The sequence below is a fragment of the Streptomyces sp. NPDC056169 genome, assembly GCF_042268445.1.
Taxonomy (GTDB): Bacteria; Actinomycetota; Actinomycetes; order Streptomycetales; family Streptomycetaceae; genus Streptomyces.
Map to the genome: position 1 here is coordinate 305,747 of NZ_JBHJUO010000003.1, position 23,152 is coordinate 328,898.

General features: G+C 72.9%; 20 protein-coding genes and 3 tRNA genes. 16 read left to right on the forward strand and 7 right to left on the reverse strand.

The features are described 5' to 3' along the window. Positions 1–645: 645 nt before the first annotated feature. The 3 genes from ACFC0G_RS06370 to ACFC0G_RS06380 all read right to left on the reverse strand — a co-directional run bounded on the left by ACFC0G_RS06370 (position 646) and on the right by ACFC0G_RS06380 (position 3,339). Complete coding sequence (locus tag ACFC0G_RS06370) at positions 646–1,623, reverse strand: DUF5926 family protein (protein ID WP_376398053.1); 978 nt, start codon at positions 1,621–1,623, stop codon at positions 646–648. Positions 1,624–1,824: 201 nt separating this feature from the next. Continuing rightward, positions 1,825–2,340: an ATP-binding protein gene (locus tag ACFC0G_RS06375; RefSeq protein WP_376398056.1), complete on the reverse strand. Its 516-nt coding sequence runs from the start codon at positions 2,338–2,340 to the stop codon at positions 1,825–1,827. Positions 2,341–2,508: 168 nt separating this feature from the next. Beyond that, positions 2,509–3,339, reverse strand: a complete 831-nt coding sequence (locus tag ACFC0G_RS06380; RefSeq protein ID WP_351814560.1) for a glycerophosphodiester phosphodiesterase — start codon at positions 3,337–3,339, stop codon at positions 2,509–2,511. Positions 3,340–3,580: 241 nt separating this feature from the next. Here ACFC0G_RS06380 and ACFC0G_RS06385 point away from each other — a divergent pair, with 241 nt between their 5' ends. Continuing rightward, positions 3,581–5,062 (forward strand): S1C family serine protease, encoded by a 1,482-nt coding sequence (locus ACFC0G_RS06385; protein ID WP_376398060.1) that lies wholly within the window; start codon positions 3,581–3,583, stop codon positions 5,060–5,062. Here the strand turns inward: ACFC0G_RS06385 and ACFC0G_RS06390 are convergent. Next, positions 5,059–6,000, reverse strand: a complete 942-nt coding sequence (locus ACFC0G_RS06390; RefSeq protein WP_376398063.1) for an MHYT domain-containing protein — start codon at positions 5,998–6,000, stop codon at positions 5,059–5,061. The two genes, ACFC0G_RS06385 and ACFC0G_RS06390, sit on opposite strands and share 4 nt — an antisense overlap. Positions 6,001–6,164: 164 nt before the next feature. On the opposite strand from ACFC0G_RS06390, the gene ACFC0G_RS06395 reads away from it, so the two are divergent. From ACFC0G_RS06395 to ACFC0G_RS06430, 8 genes are all read left to right on the forward strand, one after another. Further along, positions 6,165–6,251, forward strand: a tRNA-Ser gene (locus ACFC0G_RS06395). Between the two features lie 78 nt (positions 6,252–6,329). Beyond that, a complete protein-coding gene (locus tag ACFC0G_RS06400) occupies positions 6,330–6,854 on the forward strand; it encodes an O-acetyl-ADP-ribose deacetylase (RefSeq protein WP_376398065.1) in 525 nt (174 codons plus the stop codon). Between the two features lie 440 nt (positions 6,855–7,294). Next, positions 7,295–7,600, forward strand: coding sequence for a hypothetical protein (locus tag ACFC0G_RS06405; RefSeq protein ID WP_376398068.1), 306 nt, complete (start codon positions 7,295–7,297; stop codon positions 7,598–7,600). 239 nt (positions 7,601–7,839) lie between these two features. After that, entirely contained in the window at positions 7,840–9,006 is a 1,167-nt protein-coding gene (locus ACFC0G_RS06410) for an acyl-CoA dehydrogenase family protein (RefSeq protein ID WP_376398071.1), read from the forward strand. Then, on the forward strand, positions 9,003–9,959 hold the full coding sequence (locus tag ACFC0G_RS06415) for a bifunctional MaoC family dehydratase N-terminal/OB-fold nucleic acid binding domain-containing protein (RefSeq protein ID WP_376398073.1): 957 nt from the start codon (positions 9,003–9,005) through the stop codon (positions 9,957–9,959). The genes ACFC0G_RS06410 and ACFC0G_RS06415 overlap by 4 nt, the downstream gene beginning before the upstream one ends. A gap of 1 nt (position 9,960) precedes the next feature. Further along, positions 9,961–11,082: an acyl-CoA dehydrogenase family protein gene (locus tag ACFC0G_RS06420; RefSeq protein WP_376398076.1), complete on the forward strand. Its 1,122-nt coding sequence runs from the start codon at positions 9,961–9,963 to the stop codon at positions 11,080–11,082. Beyond that, positions 11,079–11,462: a MaoC family dehydratase gene (locus ACFC0G_RS06425; RefSeq protein ID WP_376398079.1), complete on the forward strand. Its 384-nt coding sequence runs from the start codon at positions 11,079–11,081 to the stop codon at positions 11,460–11,462. Before ACFC0G_RS06420 ends, ACFC0G_RS06425 begins: the two co-directional genes overlap by 4 nt. Next, positions 11,459–12,625, forward strand: coding sequence for a lipid-transfer protein (locus tag ACFC0G_RS06430; protein WP_376398082.1), 1,167 nt, complete (start codon positions 11,459–11,461; stop codon positions 12,623–12,625). The genes ACFC0G_RS06425 and ACFC0G_RS06430 overlap by 4 nt, the downstream gene beginning before the upstream one ends. A gap of 60 nt (positions 12,626–12,685) precedes the next feature. Here the strand turns inward: ACFC0G_RS06430 and ACFC0G_RS06435 are convergent, their stop codons facing one another. Next, positions 12,686–12,829 carry a hypothetical protein gene (locus ACFC0G_RS06435; RefSeq protein WP_376398084.1) on the reverse strand — a complete coding sequence of 48 codons (144 nt, stop codon included), beginning with the start codon at positions 12,827–12,829 and terminating at the stop codon, positions 12,686–12,688. Here ACFC0G_RS06435 and ACFC0G_RS06440 point away from each other — a divergent pair. The 3 genes from ACFC0G_RS06440 (at position 12,822) to ACFC0G_RS06450 (ending at position 16,469) form a co-directional block, all read left to right on the forward strand. Then, complete coding sequence (locus tag ACFC0G_RS06440) at positions 12,822–13,790, forward strand: DUF1906 domain-containing protein (RefSeq protein WP_376398087.1); 969 nt, start codon at positions 12,822–12,824, stop codon at positions 13,788–13,790. The genes ACFC0G_RS06435 and ACFC0G_RS06440 overlap by 8 nt on opposite strands. A 322-nt stretch (positions 13,791–14,112) precedes the next feature. Continuing rightward, positions 14,113–14,670, forward strand: coding sequence for a SigE family RNA polymerase sigma factor (locus tag ACFC0G_RS06445; protein ID WP_317597343.1), 558 nt, complete (start codon positions 14,113–14,115; stop codon positions 14,668–14,670). 146 nt (positions 14,671–14,816) lie between these two features. Continuing rightward, positions 14,817–16,469, forward strand: coding sequence for a long-chain fatty acid--CoA ligase (locus ACFC0G_RS06450; RefSeq protein WP_376398091.1), 1,653 nt, complete (start codon positions 14,817–14,819; stop codon positions 16,467–16,469). A 135-nt stretch (positions 16,470–16,604) separates the two neighbouring features. On the opposite strand, the gene ACFC0G_RS06455 is transcribed toward ACFC0G_RS06450, so the two are convergent. Together ACFC0G_RS06455 and ACFC0G_RS06460 are read right to left on the reverse strand one after the other, a co-directional pair. Beyond that, the gene (locus tag ACFC0G_RS06455) at positions 16,605–20,381 is read right to left on the reverse strand and encodes a PAS domain-containing protein (RefSeq protein WP_376398094.1); all 3,777 of its coding nucleotides are present in this window, start codon (positions 20,379–20,381) and stop codon (positions 16,605–16,607) included. A 141-nt stretch (positions 20,382–20,522) separates the two neighbouring features. Further along, positions 20,523–20,948, reverse strand: coding sequence for an SSI family serine proteinase inhibitor (locus ACFC0G_RS06460; RefSeq protein WP_376398097.1), 426 nt, complete (start codon positions 20,946–20,948; stop codon positions 20,523–20,525). A 291-nt stretch (positions 20,949–21,239) separates the two neighbouring features. On the opposite strand from ACFC0G_RS06460, the gene ACFC0G_RS06465 reads away from it, so the two are divergent. The 4 genes from ACFC0G_RS06465 (at position 21,240) to ACFC0G_RS06480 (ending at position 23,122) form a co-directional block, all read left to right on the forward strand. Then, positions 21,240–21,330: transfer RNA gene (locus ACFC0G_RS06465), tRNA-Ser, on the forward strand. A gap of 288 nt (positions 21,331–21,618) precedes the next feature. Beyond that, positions 21,619–21,691: transfer RNA gene (locus ACFC0G_RS06470), tRNA-Arg, on the forward strand. A gap of 99 nt (positions 21,692–21,790) precedes the next feature. Further along, positions 21,791–22,156, forward strand: a complete 366-nt coding sequence (locus tag ACFC0G_RS06475; protein WP_024756150.1) for a PH domain-containing protein — start codon at positions 21,791–21,793, stop codon at positions 22,154–22,156. Between the two features lie 138 nt (positions 22,157–22,294). Beyond that, positions 22,295–23,122, forward strand: coding sequence for a Bro-N domain-containing protein (locus ACFC0G_RS06480; RefSeq protein WP_376398101.1), 828 nt, complete (start codon positions 22,295–22,297; stop codon positions 23,120–23,122). The last annotated feature ends 30 nt before the right edge of the window (positions 23,123–23,152 follow it).

Sequence of the window (23,152 nt, forward strand, 5' to 3'; positions counted from 1 at the left end):
CCGCCTCGCCCTCCTCGCCTGCCTCGCCCCCCTCGGCTTCCTCACCTTCCTCGGCTTCCTCCGAGGGGCCGGAACGCGTCACGAAGTGTGGTCCGGAACTCGCCTCTCCCGAGGGGATCGAGGCGCAGACCTGCGTTCTGGCCGAGGGACCCGACACCTGGGCGCGTACGTACTACCGAAACGCGACGGGGCAGGAACTCGACGCGTTTCTTACCCTCATGGCGCCCGGCGGGCGGACCGTACAAGTGCGTTGTCCGGTCGCGGCGCAGGACGAACCGGGAACCTGTGAAACGCCCAGGGAACGCGGTCGGGGCAAGGCCACGACGTATACGGCGGTGGCGGAATTCGCGGGTACCGGCGAAGGGGACACCACTCCGCTGCTGCTGAGGTCGGGCAGCAACACGGCGGACACCGAAGGAAGTTGAGTGCCGAACGCCCCGGCGCGGCCTGGGGCGGGCATGGAAACGCCCGATCGCTGGCGACGGGGGATGCACCAGCGACCGGGCTTCCAGAACGGTAACAAGAGATCTGCTGTTCGCAAATTCGATCTCGGTTATTCGGACAGGGATTTACCCGCCCGCAGACCGGGTTGTGGCGGAAGTCACCGACTGGTCGGTCTGTCAGTCACCGATACCACCTGGGGTATCAGCTGAGAGTCACCTGACGGTTCGTGAGACCGCCGCGAGCGCGACGCTCTTCGGCAGTGAGAGGGGCGTCCGAGGCGAGCGCCTCGGCGAGCCGCTCGGCGAGCTCGGCGGCCGGCTTCTCGCAGTCCTCGGCGGTCATGGAGCTGGGCAGGTCCCACACCGGCACCATCAGGCCGTGGGCGCGGAAGGAGCCGACGAGCCGGGTGTCCGCGCCGAGGGAGGTGCCCTCGCCGGCCTGGAGCCGGGCGAGCGCGTCGAGGAGCTTCTCCTCCGGGTGCGGCATGACCCAGCGCAGGTGGTTCTTGTCCGGGACCTCGCACCAGTACGCGGAGTCGACGCCGGTCAGCTTGACCGTCGGGATCGCGGCGGCGTTGGCCCGCTCCAGGGAGGCGGCGACCTCGGGGTCGGCGCCGTCCGCGGAGGCCGGGATCCAGAACTCGAAGCCCGTGTGGACCTCCGGGGCGAACGGGGCGTCCGCGTCGAGCAGCTCCTGCAGGCGCGGGCCCTCGGCCGGCACGCGGCGCGGGGGGACCGGGGTGCCCGGCTCGGTCTCCAGGGCGCGCTGGAGGGTGTCGGCGAGGTCGCGCGCGAGGTCGCCGGAGGAGGAGTCGTTCTGCAGGGCGAGGAGGACGGAGCCGTCGTCGCGGCGCAGCGCCGGCCACGCCATCGGCAGCACGGTCGCGAGCGTCACCGACGGCACGCCCTCGGGCAGTCCGCCCTTCAGGGTGAGCGGCACGGTGGCGGCGGGGACCAGCTCGCGGAGCGCGACCCAGTCGCACTCGCCGGGCAGGCCCTCGAAGGGGCGCTGGACGAGCTCGGTCACGGCGTGCGAGGCGGACCGGCCGTGACAGGCCTTGTAGCGGCGGCCCGAGCCGCAGGGGCAGGGCTCGCGCGCGCCGACGACCGGGATCTCCCCGCTCGTGACCTGTGCCTGGCCGGCCTTGCCGGCCTTCGTCTGGGGGCGCTTCTTGGCCATGGTGTGGCTTTCTCCCGATCGCGGCGGTGCTGTGTGCGTGCTGTATCGGGCGCGAGCCTAGCCGCACCGGGCACCGCCGCCCCTCAGGCGGGGCGCGGCCCCGCCCGAGGCACGTCGGTCCGGGACCGGGTCCCGGTGCCGGTGCTGGTGCCGGTCCAGGTCGTCGTACGTGTCGACCGTTCGGACCGTTCGGACCGTTCGTCAGTCCAGATCGTCGTACGCGTCGAGGAAGTCGAAGCCCGAGCCACCGCCGACGCGCGCCGCGAAGTCCTCGCGGCGGTGTCCCTCGGTGACCACGACCCAGACCGTGACCTCGCCGGTCGCGCTGTCCCGTACGCCCCAGTCCTGGGCCAGCGCGCTGATGATGTTCAGCCCGCGTCCGCCGCGTGCCGTGACCGAAGGGGTGGACGGGACGGGTCTCGTGGGACCACCGCCGTCCGTCACCTCGACCCGCAGGCCACCCGCCGGGTCGACCCGCCAGGCCGCCCGGACATCGCCCTCGCCCCGCTCCGCCCGTCCCAGCGGCCTGCCGTAGCGACAGGCATTGCTGAGCAGCTCCGAAAGGATCAGTACCGCGTCGTCGACGACCGATTCGGACACCCCGCTGCGGTACAGCTCGTCCCGCATCCGGTGTCGCGCCTCACCCACGCCCGCAGGGCCATGGGGTACGGCCATGCTCGACGACGTGGGCACCTCTTGTGCCACCACCAACGCCACCCCCGAGACCTCCTTTGCCCCACGCCACCGTGTGGATGCCCCACTGGACTGGACCGGAAACCGGCCAGTGCACGTGGCGTGTGGCACTCGTGACGATCGAGTACGCGCTGAACGCGCCGGTGCACTCCCTGTAAGCCCTGGGGAAGGTGTGACGTATGGGGTTGTAGGTCAGCCGCGGCCCAGCTGGGAGAGCACCTGCTTCGGACGGTTGGTGATGATCGCGTCCACCCCGAGACGTACGCAGAGCTCGACGTCCTCGGGCTCGTCCACCGTCCAGACGTGGACCTGGTGCCCGGCCTTCTGGAGCCGCAGGATCACGGCGGGGTGGTGGCGGACGATCCGGATCGAGGGGCCCGCCACGCGCGCGCCCGCGGGGAGGCGCCCGTCGCGCAGGCGCGGGGTGACGAACTGGGTGAGGGAGACGGTCGGCAGGGTCGGCGAGGCGGCGGCGATCCGGTGGAGGGACCGGGCCGAGAAGCTCATGACCCGTACGGGAGAGTCGTCGCGGGAGGCGGGGGCGTCGAGGCCGAACCGCTTCAGGAGCTGGAGGAGCCGCTCCTCGACCTGGCCCGCCCAGCGGGTGGGGTGTTTGGTCTCGATGGCCAGCTCGACCCTGCGCCCGGCGTCGGAGACGAGCTCCAGGAGGCGCTCCAGGGTGAGGACGGACGTGTACTCGGGGTCTCCCCAGTCGGGGCTCTCCGAGGCGTCGTCCCGCTCCTCCCGTTCCTTCCAGACGCCGAAGTCGAGGGCGGCGAGGTCGGCGAGTTCGAGCGCGGAGACGGCGCCGCGACCGTTGGACGTACGGTTGACGCGTCGGTCGTGGACGCAGACGAGGTGGCCGTCGGCGGTGAGCCGGACGTCGCACTCCAGGGCGTCGGCGCCGTCCTCGATGGCCTTCACGTAGGCGGCCAGGGTGTGTTCCGGGGCGTCCTCGGAGGCTCCGCGGTGGGCGACGACCTGGACGGGTGCGCTGTTCGGGTGCTGCCGTGCGTGAGTCACGGCGTCATGGTGCCATTGGCGGGGTGGGGCGAGCACACCGGAAGCTGTCCGTTCTGTCCGTATATAAAGGATGGAGCGCAGATGCACAGCTCCGCCTTACAGCGGCCTGACGCCCGGTGGGAAAAGCTGGTGACAAGAGCCTGAGCCAGACATGACCACCCACGACCACGCATCAGCACACCCCCGACCACCCCGCACCCACCCCGCGCAGTGATCGAGCAGTCAACGAGGAGAGCGAGCTGTGAGCACCGAGAACGAGGGCACGGCGGTTCCGGCGGACCCGACTGCCCCGTCCGCCCCTCCGACGCCTCCCGTCCCTTCGGCGCCGCCGGCGGAGGCGGTGACGACGGAGACGCCGACGACGCCGACGACGGCGGAGGCCGCGGCCTCCGCGCCCGCCACTGACCCCGCACCGGCACCGGCCCCTGCCCCCGCACCTGCCGAACCGGTGACCGTCGCGGCTCCCGCGGCTGCCGCGCCGCCCGCTCCCCCCGCCCCCGCGACGGCTCCGGCCGCCGGTGCCGGCGGCTGGCCGCCGCCCCCGCCGGCCGTACCGGCCTGGGGTGCGCCCCTCCCTCCCGCCCCCGAGGCACCCCGCAAGCGGACCGGCGGGATCGTCGCGGCCGTCCTGGTCGCGGCGCTCGTCGCGGGCGGTGTCGGCGGCGGCATCGGCTACTGGGCGGCCGAGCGCGGCGACAACGGGACCGGCTCGACGACGGTCTCCTCGGCCGAGGCGCCCGCGTCGTTCAAGCGCGACCCGGGGACGGTCGCGGCGGTCGCGGCGAAGGCGCTGCCCAGCGTCGTCACGATCCAGGCGAAGTCCGGCGGAACGCAGGGCGAGAGCGAGGGCGGCACGGGCACCGGCTTCGTGTACGACCAGGAAGGCCACATCGTCACCAACAACCACGTGGTGGCCTCGGCCGCGGACGGCGGCACGCTCTCCGTGACGTTCTCCGACGGCAAGACGTACGACGCGGAGGTCGTCGGCCGGGCCCAGGGCTACGACGTGGCCGTCCTGAAGCTGAAGAGCGCCCCGAAGGGGCTGAAGCCGCTGCCGCTCGGCAACTCCGACCAGGTGGCGGTCGGCGACTCGACGATCGCGATCGGCGCGCCCTTCGGCCTGTCGAACACGGTGACGACGGGCATCATCAGCGCCAAGAACCGCCCGGTGGCCTCGGGTGACGGCTCGGGCGGCGGCAACTCGTACATGAGCGCGCTGCAGACCGACGCCTCGATCAACCCGGGCAACTCCGGCGGCCCGCTGCTCGACGCGAGCGGCGCGGTCATCGGCATCAACTCGGCCATCCAGTCCACCGGGAACGGCTTCGGCCAGTCCCAGGCGGGCTCGATCGGCCTCGGCTTCGCGATCCCGGTCAACCAGGCGAAGAACGTGGCGCAGCAGCTGATCAAGACGGGCAAGCCGGTCTACCCGGTGATCGGCGCGACCGTGAACATGACCGAGCAGGGCGAGGGCGCGACGATCGCGTCCCAGGGCACCGGCGGCACCGCCCCGGTCATCCCGAACGGTCCGGCGGCGAAGGCGGGCCTCAAGGCCGGCGACGTCATCACGGACTTCGACGGCCACGTGATCGACAGCGGCCCCACGCTCATCAGCGAGATCTGGACCCACAAGCCGGGCGACTCGGTCAAGATCACCTACGAGCGCGACGGCAAGACGTCCACGGCCACGGTCACCCTCGGCGAGCGCACGGGTGACAGCTAGGGCCTGTCGTACGACGTGAGGACCTCGGCCTTCGTCTCCCAGGACGAAGGCCCGTCCCCGCCGTGGCCGACGTACCCGTGGCCGACGCCCCCGTTCTCGACGCCCCCGTTCTCGACGTCCCCGCCCTCGACGTCCCCGATGTCGATCCGCGTGGCGCCGAACCCGCTGCCCCGGGAGTGATTCCGGGGCGCCGGGCGGCGCGGCTCGTCGTCGCCCATGATCAGCAGGGGGTCGAACATGACGACGGCCGCGGCCAGGACGAGGAAGACGAGCGGGCCGACGAGCATGGGCAGCACGTTCAGGAGCGAGGAGCTCTCGGCCGTGTGCGACGCGTCGGCGACGTGCACGCTGACCGCGGCCATGCCCGTGTAGTGCATGCCGGTCACGGCGACGCCCATGACGACACTGGCGCCGAGGCTGGCCAGGAAGCCGCGGATCGAGACCGCCGCCCAGAGCGCGGCGGTCGCCGCGACGACGGCGATGACCACGGACACGACGACGACGGCGGGGGCGTAGCCGAGCTGCCCGTTCATCCGCATGGCCGCCATGCCCAGGTAGTGCATGCCGGCGACGCCGAGCCCGGTGAAGACGCCCGCGACGAGCAGCGGGGCCGGCCGGGCGCCGAGGTAGCCCACGATGAACACGCCGACGCCCACGACGACCACGGCCACGAGGAGGCTGAGGAACGTCAGGGACGCGTCGTACGAGATCGGTGTCTCGCGCACCTGGAAGCCGAGCATGGCGATGAAGTGCATCGTCCAGATGCCGCACCCGATGGAGGCCGCGCCGAGCGCCAGCCAACCGGGCTTCCGCGCACGGTCGGTGCTGAGGGACCTGACCGTGCAGCGCAGCCCCAGGGCGCTTCCCAGACAGGCCATCACGTAACCCACCAAGGGCGTGACCATGCCGTAGCTGAAGCCGTCGATCGTGCCGTGCACCCTGCAACCCTTCGGGAATCACGCGGCGCACGCCGCGGAACTCAAATGTGGAGATCTTGTGAACAAGGGACTCTAACTCAGCCCCCTCCTCGGCCGACCCCGCCCCGCCCCGCTCCCCAGCCGGTACGCTGTAGCCCGCTCCACCCCAGGTGGGCAGGGGCGAAGGTGGGTTGCCCGAGCGGCCTAAGGGAACGGTCTTGAAAACCGTCGAGGCAGCGATGTCTCCGTGGGTTCAAATCCCACACCCACCGCACCGGATCAGCGCCCGAGCTGATCGCAAGGGGCGCTCCTCACCAGGAGCGCCCCTTTGGCATGAAGGGGTTCTCGGCATGGTGCGGATCGTTTTGGTGCAGGGGGACATCACCGCCGAGGCGGCGGACGCGGTGGTCAACGCCGCGAACTCGTCGCTGCTCGGGGGCGGGGGCGTCGACGGGGCCATTCACCGGAAGGGCGGGCCGGAGATCCTCGCCGCCTGTCAGGATCTGCGGCGCTCGCACTACGGCAAGGGGCTGCCGACCGGGCGGGCCGTGGCGACGACCGGGGGGCGGTTGCCGGCCCGGCACGTGATCCACACCGTGGGGCCGGTCTGGTCGCGGGACGAGGACCGGTCGGCGCTGCTGGCCTCCTGCTACCGCGAATCGCTGCGGGTCGCGGACGAGTTGGGGGCCCGTACGGTCGCGTTCCCCGCCATCTCCACCGGGATCTACGGCTGGCCGATGGGCGACGGGGCCAGGATCGCCGTGGAGACCGTGCGGTCCGCCCGTACCGAGGTGGAGGAAGTGCGGTTCGTGCTGTTCGACGCGGGGGCGTACGCGGCCTTCGAGGCGGCGGTCGGCGGGCAGGCCCTTTCGTAGGGCTCTTCGTAGGGCCCTTCGTAGGGCTTTTCCGCAGGAGGGCCTTCCGTGGAACGCTCTTTTCCGAATGGCCAGGGTGTTCGAATGCCATGTTGGCGGGACTCGCCGGGCCGTCTTTCCGAGAGAAAGATTGGCGGAAAATCTGCCGGAACGCTTCCTCCCTTGCCGCGCACGGATTCTCCCGGTGACGCACCTTCCTCCGACCGGCTGAGCTGCGCCGTTCTCGCTTCGCCGGGGTTTATCGGTCTGTCCTCACGCTTGCGGGGGAATAAGCCGCTCCGGGGTGGTTCGACGGGGATTCGGTGGGCAACTCTGGATTCGCGACGTCGAGCACAACGACCGAGGCGGTCGGCCAACTGCCTGGGTAATGGCTGTAGTTCAGAGAAGTTCTCGAAGCAGTTCCGTGCAAAGCATCAGTTTCAGTTCCCGGAGGAACAGACATGGCAAGCATCCGTACCGCCCGCGTTCTCGCCGCTGCCGCCGCCCTGCCCCTCGCCGCCGCGCTCTTCACCGGGGTGGCCCAGGCCGACAACGGTGGATTCGCGGACGACGGATCGAACACGAGCGTCGCCACGATCATCGGCAGTGGTGTGGGTGGGGACAACAACGGAAACTCCACCACCACGCAGCAGGTGGCGACCGGTTCCGGTGCCTCCAACCAGAACAACACGGCGAGCGTGAACGGCTCCGCGTTCACCCACATCGACCAGACGAACGCGGTGGTGAACTTCTACCCGTGGTGGTAGTCGGCAGCAGCACGGGAGCCGGCCCGACGGGGGGCGTGACCGCGGTGTGAACGAGGAACGACGGCCTGTGCGCCGGTACTTCGGTACCGGCGTGCGGGCCGTCCCGCGTTTCCGGGTGCGCGCGCCGGGTGCGCCTTTCGTCGGCCGCACGCCCGGGGGCGTACGTCGCCGACCTTGACAGGGGTCCTGAATCTGACGGACAGTCAGAAACCTCAGTCGTCCCACGGGAGGCCGTCGCCGTGCACCTCGCCCCGACCGAGCGGCAGCTGCGGCTGCGCGCCGAACTCCGCGTGTACTTCCGCGAGGTGATGCCCGACGGCCCACCTCCGGCCGACGACGCCGCCGCCCAGCGCCGACTGCTCCGCCGGATCGGGGCGGACGGGCTCCTCGGCCTCGGCTGGCCCGAGGAGTACGGAGGCCAGGGGCGCGGCCCCGACGAGCAGTTCGTCTTCTTCGACGAGGCCTACCGGGCGGGCGCACCCGTCTCCATGGTCACCCTCAACACCGTCGGACCCACCCTCATGAGGTACGGGACCGACGAGCAGAAGGCGTACTTCCTGCCCCGGATCCTGCGCGGCGAGACCGTCTTCGCCATCGGCTACAGCGAGCCCGAGGCCGGCACGGACCTCGCCTCCCTCCGGACGCGCGCGGTGCGGGACGGCGCGGAGTGGCTGATCGACGGGCAGAAGATCTTCACCTCCAACGCCCAGAACGCCGACTGGATCTGGCTCGCCTGCCGCACCGATCCCGACGCGCCGCCGCACCGGGGCATCTCCATCGTCCTCGTCCCCACCGGCGCACCGGGGTTCTCCTGGACCCCGATCGCGACCGTCGGCGGGCTGACGACGACCTCGACCTACTACGACGGGATACGGGTGCCCGCCGGGAACCTCGTCGGGCCGGAGCACGGCGGCTGGGGGCTGATCACCGAGCAGCTCAACCACGAGCGGGTCGCGCTCGCCGCGATCGGCATGCAGGCCGAGGACTTCTTCGCGGCGGCGCTCGACCGGGCGCGCACCCCCGATCCGGTGACGGGCAGGCGTCGTGTCGACGAGCCGTGGATCCGGATCCGGGCCGCCGAAGCACATGCCCGGCTGGCGGCGACACGCCTGCTCAACTGGCGTTTGGTGGGGGATGTGGGGGCCGGCCGGCTGGCCCCGGGGGACGCGAGCGGCGTGAAGTTCGCGGGAACCGAATCGGCGGTCGAGGTCTATCGCATATGTCAGGAGATCGCGGGCGGGGCGGGGACGGTGCGAGCGGGATCGCCGGGGGAGTTCGACGGCGGCGAGCTGGAGCGCATGAACCGGGCCGCGCAGATCAACACCTTCGGGGGAGGGGTGAGCGAGGTGCAGCGCGAGATCGTCGCGAGGATGCGGCTCGGCATGAAGGGGAGGGGGCGGCGATGACCGGTACGGAGACGGCACAGGACGAGCTGTACGAGCGGCTCGCCGGCTACGAGGGACGGTCCGCCGCCACCGCCGGGGTCGGCAAGGACCCCGTCAACCTGCCCATGATCCGCCACTGGTGCGAGGCCATGGGCGATGCCCACCCGGCCTACGACGGGCCCGGGGCGATCGCGCCCCCGACCATGCTCCAGGCGTGGACCATGGGCGGCCTCTCCGGGCACGGCGACCGCTCCGAGGCGTACGACGAGCTGTTCGCGCTCCTCGACGGCGCCGGGTACACCTCGGTCGTCGCGACCGACTGCGAGCAGGAGTACCTCCGACCGCTGCGGCCGGGGGACGCGATCACCTTCGACGCCGTCATCGAGTCCGTGTCGCCGCGCAAGACGACCAAGCTCGGCACCGGGCACTTCGTCACGACCCGGATGGACGTCCTGGCGGACGGCGAGCTCGCGGGCACCCACCGCTTCCGGATCCTCAAGTACGCGCCCGCGGGGCGCCCCCCGAAGCCCGACCGGCGAAGCTCGGAGCCCGCCGCGCCCGCCGCCGCGGCGCCCCGCCGGCCCCGGCCGGTCGTCAACCGGGACAACGCCGGATTCTGGGAGGGCGTGGCCGCGCACCGGCTGCTCATCCAGCGCTGCGGCGACTGCGCGAGCCTGCGCCTCCCCTGGCTGCCGGGGTGCGCCGAGTGCGGCTCGCCGGAGTGGGACACGGTCGAGGCGAGCGGCGCCGGGACCGTCTACTCGTACGTGGTGATGCACCACCCGCCCTTCCCGGCCTTCGACCCCCCGTACGCGGTCGGGCTGATCGAACTGGCCGAGGGCGTCCGGATGGTCAGCAACGTGGTGGGCGTGCCGTACGACAAGGTCCGGATCGGGATGCCGGTGCGGCTGGAGTTCCTGCGGGTCGACGACGAGCTGGAGCTCCCCGTCTTCCGTGCGGGAGGGGAGGGCTGACATGGACTTCACCCCCACCGAGGAGCAGGAGGCCGCCCGGGACCTGGCCGCGCGGATCTTCGGCGACCTCGCCACCCACGAGCGGCTCGCGGCCGCCGGCACCGGCAGCGACGCCGAGCTGTGGAAGGCCCTCTGCGCGGCGGGACTCCCCGGCGCCGTCGAGGAGACCGGGCTGCTCGGCCTCGTCCTCCTCCTGGAGGAGCAGGGGCGCACGACCGCACAGGTCCCCTTCGCCGCGAGCTGTGTGTACGGGATCCTCGCCGTCGCCCGGCACGGCACCGAGGAACAGCGCGCCCGGCTCCTGCCGGGCCTCCGCGACGGGACGACGGTGGTGACGGGCGCGCTCCCCGCTACCGGCGGGGTCGCGGCGTCCGGCTCGGTCGCGTCGACCGGCTCGGTCGAGGCGTCCGGCTCGGTCGAGGCGTCCGGCTCGGTCACGTCGTCCGGCTCGGTCGCGTCGGGCGAGGGGCGGCTCGACGGGGTCGTCGACTGGGTGCCGTGGCTCAGGGACGCCACCCATGTCCTCGTACCGGACGCGGAGCGCGGACTGTGGCTCGTCCGCACCGAGGACGCGGCCCGGATCGAGCCCGTCGAGCTCACCGCGCCCTGGTCGGCGGGGCGGCTCGTGCTCGACGGGGCGGCGGGGGAGCGGCTGGGGACCGGCCCCGGAGCCTACGAGGACGTGCTGGCCGCCGCCCGGGTCGCCTTCGCCGGGCTCCAGGCCGGGGTGTGCGCGGGGTCCCTCGCCCGGGCCGTGGAGTACACCTCCGTACGGGAGCAGTTCGGGCGCCCGCTCTCCACCCACCAGGCGGTCCAGTTGCGGGCCGCCGACGCCCACATGGACACCGAGGCCATCCGGGTCACGGCCTACGAGGCGGCCTGGCGTCACGACGAGGGCCTGGACGCCACCGGGGCCGCCCTGACCGCCGCCTGGTGGGCGTCCGAGGCGGGCAAGCGGGTCGTCCACACCGGGCAGCACCTCCACGGCGGCATGGGCGCCGACCTCGACCACCCCGTCCACCGGCACTTCCTCTGGGGCCGCCAGCTCGACGCCTATCTGGGCTGCGGCACCGAACTCCTCGCCGAACTCGGCGACCTGCTCGCGAAGGGAGACCTGTCATGAAGCCCGGGGACGAGCTGCCGCCGCTGTCGATCCCGATCACCCGCACCCTGATCGTCGCCGGGGCCGTGGCCTCCCGCGACTACCAGGACGTGCACCACGACGCCGAACTGGCCCGGGAGAAGGGCTCCCCGGACATCTTCATGAACATCCTCACGACCAACGGGCTCGTCGGCCGGTACATCACGGACCACTTCGGCCCCCGTGCGGCCCTCCGCCGGGTCGCCATCCGGCTCGGCGCCCCCAACTACCCCGGGGACACGATGACCCTGACCGGGACGGTCACCGAGGTGGCCGGCGACACGGCCACGGTCCGGGTCGTCGGGGCCAACGGCCTGGGGCACCACGTCACGGGGACCGTCACCGTGGAGGTGGCGCGATGAGCGTCCGCACCAGGGACAGCCTCGGCGGGCGGGCGGCCGTCGTCGGCATCGGGGCGACGGAGTTCTCCAAGGACTCGGGCCGCAGCGAACTCTCCCTCGCCGTCGAGGCGGTACGGGCCGCCCTCGACGACGCCGGACTGACCCCCGGCGACGTCGACGGCCTGGTCACCTTCACCATGGACACCAACCCCGAGATCACCGTCGCCCAGGCCGCCGGCATCGGCGAGCTGTCCTTCTTCTCCCGCATCCACTACGGGGGCGGGGCCGCCTGCGCCACCGTCCAGCAGGCCGCGCTCGCCGTCGCGAGCGGGGTCGCCGAAGTCGTCGTCTGCTACCGGGCGTTCAACGAGCGCTCCGGGCGCCGCTTCGGCTCCGGCGTCCAGCAGCGCGAGCCCTCCGCCGAGGGCGCCGCGCTCGGCTGGCAGCTTCCCTTCGGGCTGCTCACCCCGGCCTCCTGGGTCGCGATGGCCGCCCAGCGGTACCTCCACACCTACGGGCTCACCCCGGACGCCTTCGGCCACGTCGCCGTGACCGACCGGCGGCACGCGGCCCGCAACCCCGCCGCGTACTTCCACGGGAAGCCGATCACCCTCGCCGACCACGCCGCCTCGCGCTGGATCGTCGAGCCGCTGCGGCTCCTCGACTGCTGCCAGGAGACCGACGGCGGCCAGGCGATCGTCGTCACCTCCGTCGAGCGCGCCCGGGACCTGCCCCGGCCGCCCGCCGTGATCCTGGCGGCGGCGCAGGGCGCCGGACGGAAGCAGGAGGCCATGACCAGCTTCTACCGGGACGAGTTGACCGGGCTGCCGGAGATGGGCGTGGTCGCCCGGCAGCTCTGGCGGACCGCGGGCCTCGCACCGGACGACATCGACGTGGCGATCCTCTACGACCACTTCACCCCGTTCGTGCTGATGCAGCTGGAGGAGTTCGGCTTCTGCGGTCCCGGGGAGGCGGCGGACTTCGTCGCGGCCGACGCGATACCGCTGAACACCCACGGAGGCCAGCTCGGCGAGGCCTATCTGCACGGCATGAACGGCATCGCGGAGGCGGTGCGGCAACTGCGCGGTACCTCGGTGAACCAGATACCCGGCGCGGCCCGGACTCTGGTCACGGCGGGCACGGGGGTTCCCACGTCCGGGTTGATCCTGGGCACGGACGGCTGACGCGACGGCCCCAGCGGTGGCCGGGCGGGGCGGGCGGCTCTTCACTCGCGCCATGAGCACTCACGCGCCACCCCCGCGCTCGCCGTCGCCGTCACTGTCGCCGTCCCCGGTGCTGCCGCCGATGCTGTCGCCGTCGTCGCCGTCGCCCGTCCGTCCGCCGTACGCACGGTCCGCGCCGCCTCCCGGGGCGCGGACCGTGGTCACCGCGCTGGTGGTGGCGCTGGCCGGCGCGGCCCTCCTCGCCGGACCGACCCCCGCCAAGGCCGTGGCCTCCCCGCCGGCCTCGGCCCCCGCCCCGGCCGCACCCGCCGCCGGCGCTCCCGCGCCCGTACGCGAACCCGCACCCGCACCCGAACCCGCACCCGACCCCGCACTCGACCCCGAACTCGCACGCGAACCCGCACCGACGTTCGCGTCCGCATCCAGGCTCGCGCCCGCGCCGCACTTCGCGGGCAAGGCCTTCGACACCTGTGAGGCGCCGTCCCTCACGGTGATGAAGGCCTGGCTCAGCTCCCCGTACCGGGCCGTCGGCGTCTACTTCGGGGGCCGGGGACGGGGCTGTCCCACCCAGAAGGAGCTGACCCCCGCCTGGGTCGCGTCGGCCCACGCCATGGGCTGGCGGCTGCTGCCGCTCTTCGTCGGCTCCCAGGCGCCGTGCGTCTACGCCGCCGCGAAGCGGCCGTACGCCATCGGCAGCACCCCCTGGAGCCAGGGCACCCGGGAGGCGGGCGACGCGGTGCGGGCGGCGCGGGCCCTGGGGATCGGCACGAGCAGCCCGCTCTACCTGGACATCGAGTCCTTCCAGGTGGAGGACACGAGCTGTGCCGCCACCACCCTCTCCTTCGTCCGCGCCTGGAACCGCGAGGTGCGGCGCCTCGGCTATCTGCCCGGCTACTACAGCAGCGCCGACACCGGCATCCGGCACATCGAGGGGGCGCGGAAGGCGGGCACGGCGGACCTGCCGTCCGTGCTGTGGTTCGCGCGCTGGCGTGGCGTGCCCGCGCTGTACGAGGAGACGTCGCTGCACCCGGATGCCTGGATGCCGCACGCCCGGATCCACCAGTACGTGGGGAACGTCGCCGAGACGTACGGAGGCCGCCGGATGCTGATCGACCGCAACGCGGTGGACGCGCCGGTCGCCCGCGTAACGGCGCCCGGCATCTGACCCCGCACCCGCCCCCCCCGCACCCCCCCCGCACCCCCCCGCACCCCCCCCGCACCCGCCCCGCACCCGCCCCCCCCGCACCCGCCCCGCACCCGCCCCCCCGCACCCGTCTCGGCCCGGCTCCGACCTCGCCTCAACCCGCCCCGACCCCGCCGCAACCTCCCCCCGACCCTGGTTCGACCCGGTCTCGACCCTGAGGCCATCGGCGGGGCGACTCCACCCAGAGAAGGTCCTGGCGGCGCGGTTCCTCCAACCTGAGGCGGACCCCGGTTCGGGACCTGGGGCCGATCCGCCGGGCAACGTCCGCTTCTAGCGTGGAGGCATGACTCCGCCACCCTCTGGCCCCGTCTGCACCGGCGCCTCGAAGGCCGCCCTCGGCCACGTGCCGTACCCGTCGTTCTCCTCGTACGTCCGGGCGCGTGGTCCCGTGCTGCTGCGTACGGCGCGCTCCCTGACCGCCAACCCCTGCGACGCCGAGGACCTCCTCCAGACCGCGCTCACCAAGACCTTCGTGGCCTGGGAGCGCATCGAGGACCACCGCGCCCTGGACGGCTACGTCCGCCGCGCGCTGCTGAACACCCGTACGTCGCAGTGGCGCAAGCGCAAGGTCGACGAGTTCGCCTGCGAGGAGCTGCCGGAGCCGACCGGTCTGCCGGAGCCCGACCCGGCCGACCGCCAGGTGCTGCACGACGCGATGTGGCGCGCGGTGATGAAGCTGCCGGAGCGGCAGCGTCAGATGGTGGTCCTGCGGTACTACGAGGACCTCAGCGAGGCCCAGACCGCGGAGGTCCTCGGGGTCTCGGTCGGCACGGTCAAGAGCGCGGTGTCGCGAGCGCTCGGCAAGCTCCGCGAGGACCCGGAGCTGACCCCCGTACGGTGAAGACGCCCTGAGTGATCAGGGGAAGAGCAACTACCGCCAGTGATCACTGGCAATTTACGTACTCCCGGGTAGTGACATACCGCGCGGTACGTGCGCAGAATCTCCCCACCCTTTCTGCCACGTAGCGCCCACCGGGAGGACGCCCCGTGTACAGCACCATGCAGGACGTACAGCTGACCGTGAGCCGCATCCTCAAGCACGGGATGACGATCCACGGAAAGTCCACCATCACCACCTGGACGGGCGAGCCCGAGCCGCAGCGCCGCACGTTCGCGGAGGCCGGAGCCCGCGCGCACCAGCTGGCCAACGCCCTGCGCGACGAACTCGGCGTCACCGGCGACCAGCGGGTCGCCACCCTCATGTGGAACAACTCCGAGCACGTCGAGGCGTACTTCGCGATCCCCTCGATGGGCGCGGTCCTCCACACCCTCAACCTCCGTCTTCCCCCCGAGCAGCTGGTGTGGATCGTCAACCACGCCGACGACCGGGTCGTGCTCGTCAACGGCTCGCTGCTGCCGCTCCTCGCCCCGCTGCTCCCGCACCTTCCGACGGTCGAGCACGTCGTCGTCGCGGGCCCCGGCGACCGTTCCGTACTGGACGGCGCCGCGCCGCGCGTGCACGACTACGAGGAGCTGATCGCCGGCCGCCCGACCACGTACGACTGGCCCGATCTCGACGAGCGTTCCGCCGCGGCCATGTGTTACACCTCCGGCACCACCGGGGACCCCAAGGGCGTCGTCTACTCCCACCGTTCGATCTACCTGCACTCCATGCAGGTGAACATGGCCGAGTCGATGGCCCTGACCGACAAGGACACGACCCTCGTCGTCGTGCCGCAGTTCCACGTGAACGCCTGGGGCCTCCCGCACGCCACCTTCATGACCGGCATCAACATGCTCATGCCGGACCGTTTCCTCCAGCCGGCCCCGCTCGCCGACATGATCGAGCGCGAGCGGCCGAGCCACGCGGCGGCCGTCCCCACCATCTGGCAGGGCCTGCTCGCCGAGGTCACCGCGAACCCCCGCGACCTCTCCTCGATGGCCCAGGTCACCATCGGCGGCGCGGCCTGCCCGCCCTCCCTCATGGAGGCGTACGACCGGCTCGGCGTCCGTCTCTGCCACGCCTGGGGCATGACCGAGACCTCCCCGCTGGGCACGATGGCCCACCCGCCGGCCGGTCTGAGCGCCGAGGAGGAGTGGCCGTACCGGGTCACGCAGGGACGTTTCCCCGCCGGTGTCGAGGCGCGGCTCGTCGGCCCCGGCGGCGATCACCTGCCCTGGGACGGTGAGTCGGCCGGCGAGCTGGAGGTGCGCGGCACCTGGATCGCGGGCTCGTACTTCGGCGGTGCCGACGGCGAGGAGATCCGCCCGGCCGACAAGTTCAGCGAGGACGGCTGGCTCAAGACGGGCGACGTCGGTGTGATCAGCCCCGACGGCTACCTCACCCTCACCGACCGGGCGAAGGACGTCATCAAGTCCGGCGGCGAGTGGATTTCGAGCGTCGACCTGGAGAACGCCCTCATGGCGCACCCGGAGGTCGCCGAGGCCGCCGTCGTCGCCGTGCCGGACGACAAGTGGGGCGAGCGGCCGCTCGCGACGGTCGTCCTCAAGGAGGGGGCCACGGCGGACTACGAGACGCTGCGGTCCTTCCTCGCGAGCGAGGGCGGCATCGCCAAGTGGCAGCTGCCGGAGCGCTGGGCGATCGTGCCGGCGGTGCCGAAGACGAGCGTCGGCAAGTTCGACAAGAAGGTCATCCGCAGGCAGTACGCGGAGGGCGAGCTGGACGTGACGCAGCTGTAAGCCGGCCGGCTGTAGGGACGGAAACGGGTGAGGGGGAGGGCTTGGCGGCCCTCCCCCTCACCCGTGTCGGTACGGCCGGTCGGTGCCGGACCGGCCGGTGCCGGACCGGCCGGTGCCGGACCAGTCGGTACCGGACTAGTTGGTGCCGATCTTCGCGAGCAGGTCGACGATCCGGGCCTGGACCTCGGTGCTGTTCGACCGCTCGGCGAGGAAGAGGACCGTCTCGCCGGAGGACAGCGTCGGCAGCTCCTCCTCGTCCAGGTCGGCCGAGGTGTAGACGACGAGCGGGGTGCGGTTCAACTGCCCGTTCGCGCGCAGCCAGTCGATGATCCCGGCCCGGCGGCGGCGTACCTGCATCAGGTCCATCACGACGAGGTTCGGCCGGGTCTGCGTGGCGAGCGTGACCGCCTCGGTGTCCGTGGCCGCGCGGGCGACCTGCATGCCGCGCCGCTCCAGAGTGGCGGCGAGCGCCTCCGCGATGTCGTCGTGCTCCTCGATCAGCAGGACCCGCGACGGGTGCTGCTCGCTGTCGCGGGGCGCGAGCGCCTTGAGGAGTACGGCGGGGTCGGCGCCGTACGCGGCCTCCCGGGTCGCCTGCCCGAGACCGGCCGCGAGCAGCACCGGCACCTCGGCGGCGACGGCGGCCTGCCGCAGCGACTGGAGGGCGGTACGGGTGATGGGGCCGGTCAGCGGGTCGACGAAGAGCGCGGCGGGGAAGGCGGCGATCTGGGCGTCGACCTCCTCGCGGGAGTGCACGATCACGGGGCGGTAGCCGCGGTCGCTGAGCGCCTGCTGGGTGGAGACGTCGGGCGCGGGCCAGACGAGCAGCCGGCGCGGGTTGTCGAGCGGCTCGGGGGGCAGCTCGTCGTCGACGGGCCGCGGAGCGGGACGGTTGGCGACCTCGACCGCGCCACCGGGGCCGTCGAGCGGCTCGGGACCTTCGGCGGAGCCCTCCGCGGGCGCCCCTATGGCATAGGCGCGGCCCTCGGGGGCGGCCGGGGAGAGCCCGAGCGCGGCCTCGGGGGAGGACTGCGGGTGCTGCTTGGCCGCGTTCTCGGCGGCGGCCGGTACGGGGAGCGCCGACGGAGCCGACGGGGCCGACGGGGCCGGCGGGTCGACCTCCGGCGGGGTGGCGAGCTTGCGCCGCCGCCCGGAACCGTTGGAGGGCGCGGGGGCCGCCGGGGCGGCGGGTACGGAGGGGGCGGGAGGGGCCACCGGGGCGACGGGCGCTACGGGGGCCGCCGGAGCGACGGACGTGGCGGACGCGGCGGCCGGCGGGACGAAGGGAACGCCCTGCCCGAGGGTGCGCACGCTGAACGCCCGCCCCTGCGTCGAGTCCTTCGGCATGGGCAGCTCGGGCGGCAGCGGTACGGAGCCGGTGCCCGTCCCGGAACCGGTGCCGCTCTGCGGCGCGGGCAGCGGGGCGGCCGCGGGGGCCGGGACGGCACCCGGCAGCGGGGTCGCCGACGACGGCACGGGCGCCGGCGGCGCCATGGCCCGGCGGCGACCGCTCGGCTCGGGCAGCGGCTGAGGCTGCGACGCGAGGTGCGGATGGGGCTGCGGGGGCGTGTGGTCGGAGCCCGGGACACCGCGTACGGCCTCGTGCTGCCCCTCGTCGGAGACGGGCAGCGCGGCGCCGGCCGCCGGAACCGCCACGGGGGCCGGGGCCGGAGCGCCCGGGACGGGGTCGGCATCGGGGCGGTCGGCGTCGGCCGGCGGGAGCGCGAACGGCGTCCGGGGCCCGGCCTCGGCCGCTGCGGCCCGCTCCTGCGCGGCGGCCAGCGCCCGCCGGCGGCGTCCGCTCGGCGGGTCGGCGGGCACGTCACCGGAGGCGACGGCGGGCAGGGCCAGCGCGGGGCCGTGGGCGGACACGGGCGCGTTCACGTGCCCGTCGGCGGCGACACCCTGCGGCGGCACGGCGGCGCCCAGCGCGGCCCGCCCCTGCGCGCCCTCGGCGGCGGTCACCACGGACCCCTCGGCGGGACGGCCCCGACGGCGCCCGGTGGGCTCGGCGGCGGGCCCACCGACAGGGGAACCCGAACCCGCAACCGACGCCGGAAGCGCGGCCACGGCGGCGTTCTGCTGGGCGGGGATCAGTTCGGCGTGACCGGACGACTCTCCCGTACGGGCACGGCGGCGACCGCCGGCCTCGGCACCCTCCGCGGCGACCGGGCTCTCCAGGAAGGCGTCCGTGGAGGCGCGCCGGGCCCGGCGACGTCCGCCGCCCGAGGTCTCCCCCTCCGCGCCCGTGGCCTGCGCGGGCAGCGCGGGAACGTCCCGTACACCGGCGTCCTGCGACGGCGAATCGGATGAGAGAACGGGAAGAGACGCGGGTGCGGGAGCAGACGCGGGGACCGTTCCCCGCCCTGCCCCGACCGGGACTTCGAGGACGTACGCGCCGCCGCTCGTCCCCGGGACCTCGTGGGTCTGCACGACACCGCCGTGCGCCGCCACGATCCCGCGCACGACCGGCCCGTGGACCGGGTCGCCGCCCGCGTACGGGCCGCGGACCTCGATGCGTACGACGTCTCCGCGCTGGGCGGCCGCGACGACGATCGTGGAGTCGGCCGGCCCGGCGCCCTGCGCGGCGGCCCTGTTCTTGCCGGTCGCGTCGACGCCGGCGACGTCCGCGACGAGATGCGCGAGCGCGGTCGCGAGCCGGTCCGGGTCCACCTCGGCCTCGATCGGCGGCGCGTGCACGGCGAACTGCGCGCGGCCGGGCCCGATCAGCTCGACGGCCGCGTCGATGCCGGCCGTCACGACCCCGTCGAGCAGCGCGACCCGCCGGTCGAGCTCCTCCTCGCCCGCGTCCAGGCGCTGGTAGCCCAGGACGTTGTCCACGAGGGCCGTCATCCGGGCGTATCCGGCGGTCAGATGGTGCAGCACCTGGTTGGCCTCGGGCCACAGCTGCCCTGCGTCGTCGGCGGCGAGCGCGCCCAGCCGGGTGCGCAGCTCCTCCAGGGGCCCGCGCAGCGACTCGGCGAGGACGGCGGTCAGCTGCTCGTGCCGGGCGGCCAGCGAGGCGTACCGCTCCTGCTGCGCCTCCCGTTCGGCCGCGTGGCGCTCGGCGCGGTCGGCGAGCTCGGCGGCGTGCTCCTCGGCGAGCTGCTCGTACGGCCTGCGGTCGGCGAAGGTCATCACGGCGCCGACGAGCTGGTCCCCGTCCCGGACGGGAGCGGTCGTGAGGTCGACCGGCACCCGGTCGCCCTTCTTCGCCCACAGCACCTGCCCGCGGACCCGGTGCTTGCGCCCGGACTTGAGGGTGTCGGCGAGCGGCGACTCCTCGTACGGGAAGGGCTCGCCGTCGGCGCGGGTGGCGAGGATCAGCGGGTGCAGCTCCTGCCCGCCGAGCTCACCGGCGCGGTAGCCGAGGATCTGCGCGGCGGCGGGGTTGACGAGGACGACCCGGCCGTCGGTGTCCGTGCCGACGACGCCCTCGGACGCGGCGCGCAGGATCATCTCGGTCTGGCGCTGGGAGCGGGCGAGTTCGGCCTCGGTGTCGAGGGTGCCGGTGAGGTCCCGTACGACGAGCATGAGCAGTTCGTCGCCGGTGTACCCGCTGTACGAGTCGTAGGCCTCGCGGCCGTCCTCCAGGCTGGCGCTGGTCACCTCGACGGGGAACTCGCTGCCGTCGGTGCGGCGGGCGATCATCCGGGTCGGCTTGGTGCGGCCCCGCTCGTCGGTGCCCTCGGGGCGGCGCATGGAGCCGGGGATGAGGCGCGAGTCGAAGCCGGGCAGCAGATCGAGCAGGCCACGGCCGACGAGCGCGGTGCCGGGGGTCTCGAACATGCCGAGGGCGATCGTGTTGGCGTTGACGACCGTGCCGTTGCAGTTGACCAGCACGAGGCCGTCGGGGAGGGCGTCGAGTATGGCTGCGAGGCGAGCAGCGCCTCGGGATGGCCTGCTGCTCACGACGACGGTTCCTCCCTGACCCACTGCACGTGCTTGCCTGTCGGCAGGCGGGCCCCATCTTGCCCCTCGGGCCGCAGCCTGTCACGGAGGGAGTCTAAGGGAGCCGCCGCCCGCCGTTCATTGGCAGCACCCATGCCGGCGTCATTGCCCGAGGACGGGCAGGACCGGCCGGAGGTTCTCCCAGCGGTCGATCTCGCAGCCGTTGACGCGGGAGAAGCGGGCGTCGATCTCGCGGCCCTGCCAGGTGCCGGTGACGTGCGCGACGGCGTCCCCGCCGTACACCTGGGTGCAGAAGGCGTCCTGCGGAACGGCCTTGAAGGGGTTCACGCCCTCCTTCGCGAACTGCTCAAGGCGTGCGCAGGCGTCCTCGGCGTCCGGGTGCGTCCCGCCGGCCCGGTCGTCACAGGTCAGCTCGACCGTCCCGTCGACGCCCGGACGGCCGCTCTCCGCGACCGTCACGGTCAGCGTGTCGGGCGGGGAGAGCAGGGTCAGCGGCGGCAGGGGGCCGAACCCGGCGGTCCCGGCGGCGGCGGTGGCGAGGGTCGCGAGGGCGAGACGGCGCAACATTCGGATCTCCAGGAACGGCGGGTGCGGCGGACACGGGTGCGGGCTGCCAGTGCGGGAACGCGAACGGGAACGGGAAGGGGAACGGGTGCTGCGGACGCACGGCGTCTCCCGCCCCCTCTAACGCTCCGGGCGCCGGGGCGTTGCGCAAGCGGGGTGCGCCGGGTGGGCGGCGCGGGCGCCCGGGGCTTTGCCCTGGACCCCGGAGGCCTAGTACGGTGAGAATCGATTGGTGACAGCCGGTTCGCCTGTGTCATCATCTGCACGCACCACTCGCGTATGCGCGGGGTGCATGGAGGCGTCGCCTAGTCCGGTCTATGGCGCCGCACTGCTAATGCGGTTTGGGTCTTAAAGCCCATCGAGGGTTCAAATCCCTCCGCCTCCGCCCTTACCGAAGCCCCGGCCCACACGGCCGGGGCTTCGGCCGTTTCCCGGCCTCCGCCTTCACCGGCACGCGGATGTGACCCCGGTCTCTTTCGCCGCGTTCTCGCCCCTCGGACCCCCGCCGGCACCCCTCGACCGCAGGCCCCCCGAACCTCCCCCGTACGGCGTTTTCGCAGGTCACAAGGGGTGGGGTGAATGGATTTCACATGACGGCGGCAGTCATGTAATGTTCTTCCTGTCGCCGCGAGCGGGTCGAAAGACCGGGGAGCGAGACAAGAAAACAAAACAAGCACTCGTAGCTTAACGGATAGAGCATCTGACTACGGATCAGAAGGTTGCAGGTTCGAATCCTGCCGAGTGCACATAGGTGAGAGGCCCCGGACGAGAGTCCGGGGCCTCTTGCGTTGGTGTGGTGCCAGGTCGGATGATCGTTCTTTCTCTTCATCCATGGGGGTAGGGGCATGGCACTCTTCGGGAACGCGCACGCGATCGATCCGGCGCAGGCGCAGCAGGACTTCGCGCGGCTGCTCGGGCAGGGGGAGCAGGTGCACGCCGCGTATCTGCTGATTCGCGACACCATCTTCTTCACCGACCGGCGGCTGGTGCTCGTCGACAAGCAGGGCATCACCGGCAAGAAGGTCGAGTACCACTCGATCCCGTACCGGAGCATCACGCACTTCGCCGTCGAGACCGCCGGCACCTTCGACCTCGACGCCGAGCTGAAGATCTGGATCTCGGGCAACGCCGTGCCCGTCCAGAAGACCTTCACCAAGGGCGTCGACATCTACGAGGTGCAGGCGATCCTGACGCAGTTCGTCGCGAAGTAGCGGTGACGTAGCGGAGCGGACGGTTTGGTGAGGGCCCCCGGGATTCCCGGGGGCCTTCCCCTTTTGGGTGAACCTGTCTGATTTGCATGTCAGTTGAATATGCCCTCGGCCTAGCTTGCGAGGTGGAGGTGATGATCGATGGATGCGATCGACATCGATGACATGGTGCACGTCGCCACCGGGGCGCGTCTGAGGCGGTTGACCGCGCCGGACGGGACGCACTGGTTCCCGGTCGTGGACGTGGCGAAGCGGCTGGGGTACGCCGGGACACGGGAGGCGCTGCGGACCGTGGCGCTGCCCGAGGGGTGCCTGGTCGGGGCGGGGAAGCTCGCGGGGAGCGCCGCGATACTCGCCCTCAGCGGGGTCAGGGCCTCGGCGCGGATGGTGAACCTGCCGGGGCTCGTCCAGCTCGTGGGCGCGTGCCGGAGGCCGGAGGCCGGGCCGTTCCGGGCGTGGGTCGCGGAGGTCGTCACGGCGGTCCAGCGGCACGGCGGCTACGGGCTCGAACCCTCGCCGGTCCGCGCCGGGTTCCTCCTGCCGCCGGAGCTCGTCGACGCGCTCGTACGGCTGGAGGGCGAGTTCGACGAGCAGGCCGCCGTGTACGAGGAGTACGTCGACCGCGCGGAGCTGCTCCGCGAGACACGCGAGAACCTCGCAAGGGCCGCCGACTCCCTTGCGCGTCTCTCGGTGCCCCGGCAGCGCACCGGCGCCGCCGTCGCCGCGCTCACCCCGCAGCAGCTCGTCGAGTCCTGGGCCATCACCGGCGACATGCGGACCGTCGCCTGCTGCCTCGCGCCCGCGCTCGTGCGGGGCGGGGTCCGCTACCGGCCCCAGGACGTCACCCGCCGCACCGGGCTGTCCGGGGAGTGCGTCCGCGACTGCGTCCGGATCCTTCTGGAGCGCGGCTGCATGCGCGAGGTGGGTGCCCCGGATCCTGACGGGGCTCGGATCTACGTGCTGCCCTGAGGGGGGCCGCCACTATCCGGCGAGCGCGTT

Excerpts from the sequence above, each read along its gene's own strand:
- ACFC0G_RS06370 (WP_376398053.1), bottom strand. The coding sequence starts at position 1,623 with ATGGCCAAGAAGCGCCCCCAGACGAAGGCCGGCAAGGCCGGCCAGGCA.
- ACFC0G_RS06400 (WP_376398065.1), top strand. The coding sequence starts at position 6,330 with ATGGTGCGGATCGTTTTGGTGCAGGGGGACATCACCGCCGAGGCGGCG.
- ACFC0G_RS06405 (WP_376398068.1), top strand. The coding sequence starts at position 7,295 with ATGGCAAGCATCCGTACCGCCCGCGTTCTCGCCGCTGCCGCCGCCCTG.
- ACFC0G_RS06415 (WP_376398073.1), top strand. The coding sequence starts at position 9,003 with ATGACCGGTACGGAGACGGCACAGGACGAGCTGTACGAGCGGCTCGCC.
- ACFC0G_RS06420 (WP_376398076.1), top strand. The coding sequence starts at position 9,961 with ATGGACTTCACCCCCACCGAGGAGCAGGAGGCCGCCCGGGACCTGGCC.
- ACFC0G_RS06425 (WP_376398079.1), top strand. The coding sequence starts at position 11,079 with ATGAAGCCCGGGGACGAGCTGCCGCCGCTGTCGATCCCGATCACCCGC.
- ACFC0G_RS06430 (WP_376398082.1), top strand. The coding sequence starts at position 11,459 with ATGAGCGTCCGCACCAGGGACAGCCTCGGCGGGCGGGCGGCCGTCGTC.
- ACFC0G_RS06445 (WP_317597343.1), top strand. The coding sequence starts at position 14,113 with ATGACTCCGCCACCCTCTGGCCCCGTCTGCACCGGCGCCTCGAAGGCC.
- ACFC0G_RS06460 (WP_376398097.1), bottom strand. The coding sequence starts at position 20,948 with ATGTTGCGCCGTCTCGCCCTCGCGACCCTCGCCACCGCCGCCGCCGGG.
- ACFC0G_RS06475 (WP_024756150.1), top strand. The coding sequence starts at position 21,791 with ATGGCACTCTTCGGGAACGCGCACGCGATCGATCCGGCGCAGGCGCAG.
- ACFC0G_RS06480 (WP_376398101.1), top strand. The coding sequence starts at position 22,295 with ATGGATGCGATCGACATCGATGACATGGTGCACGTCGCCACCGGGGCG.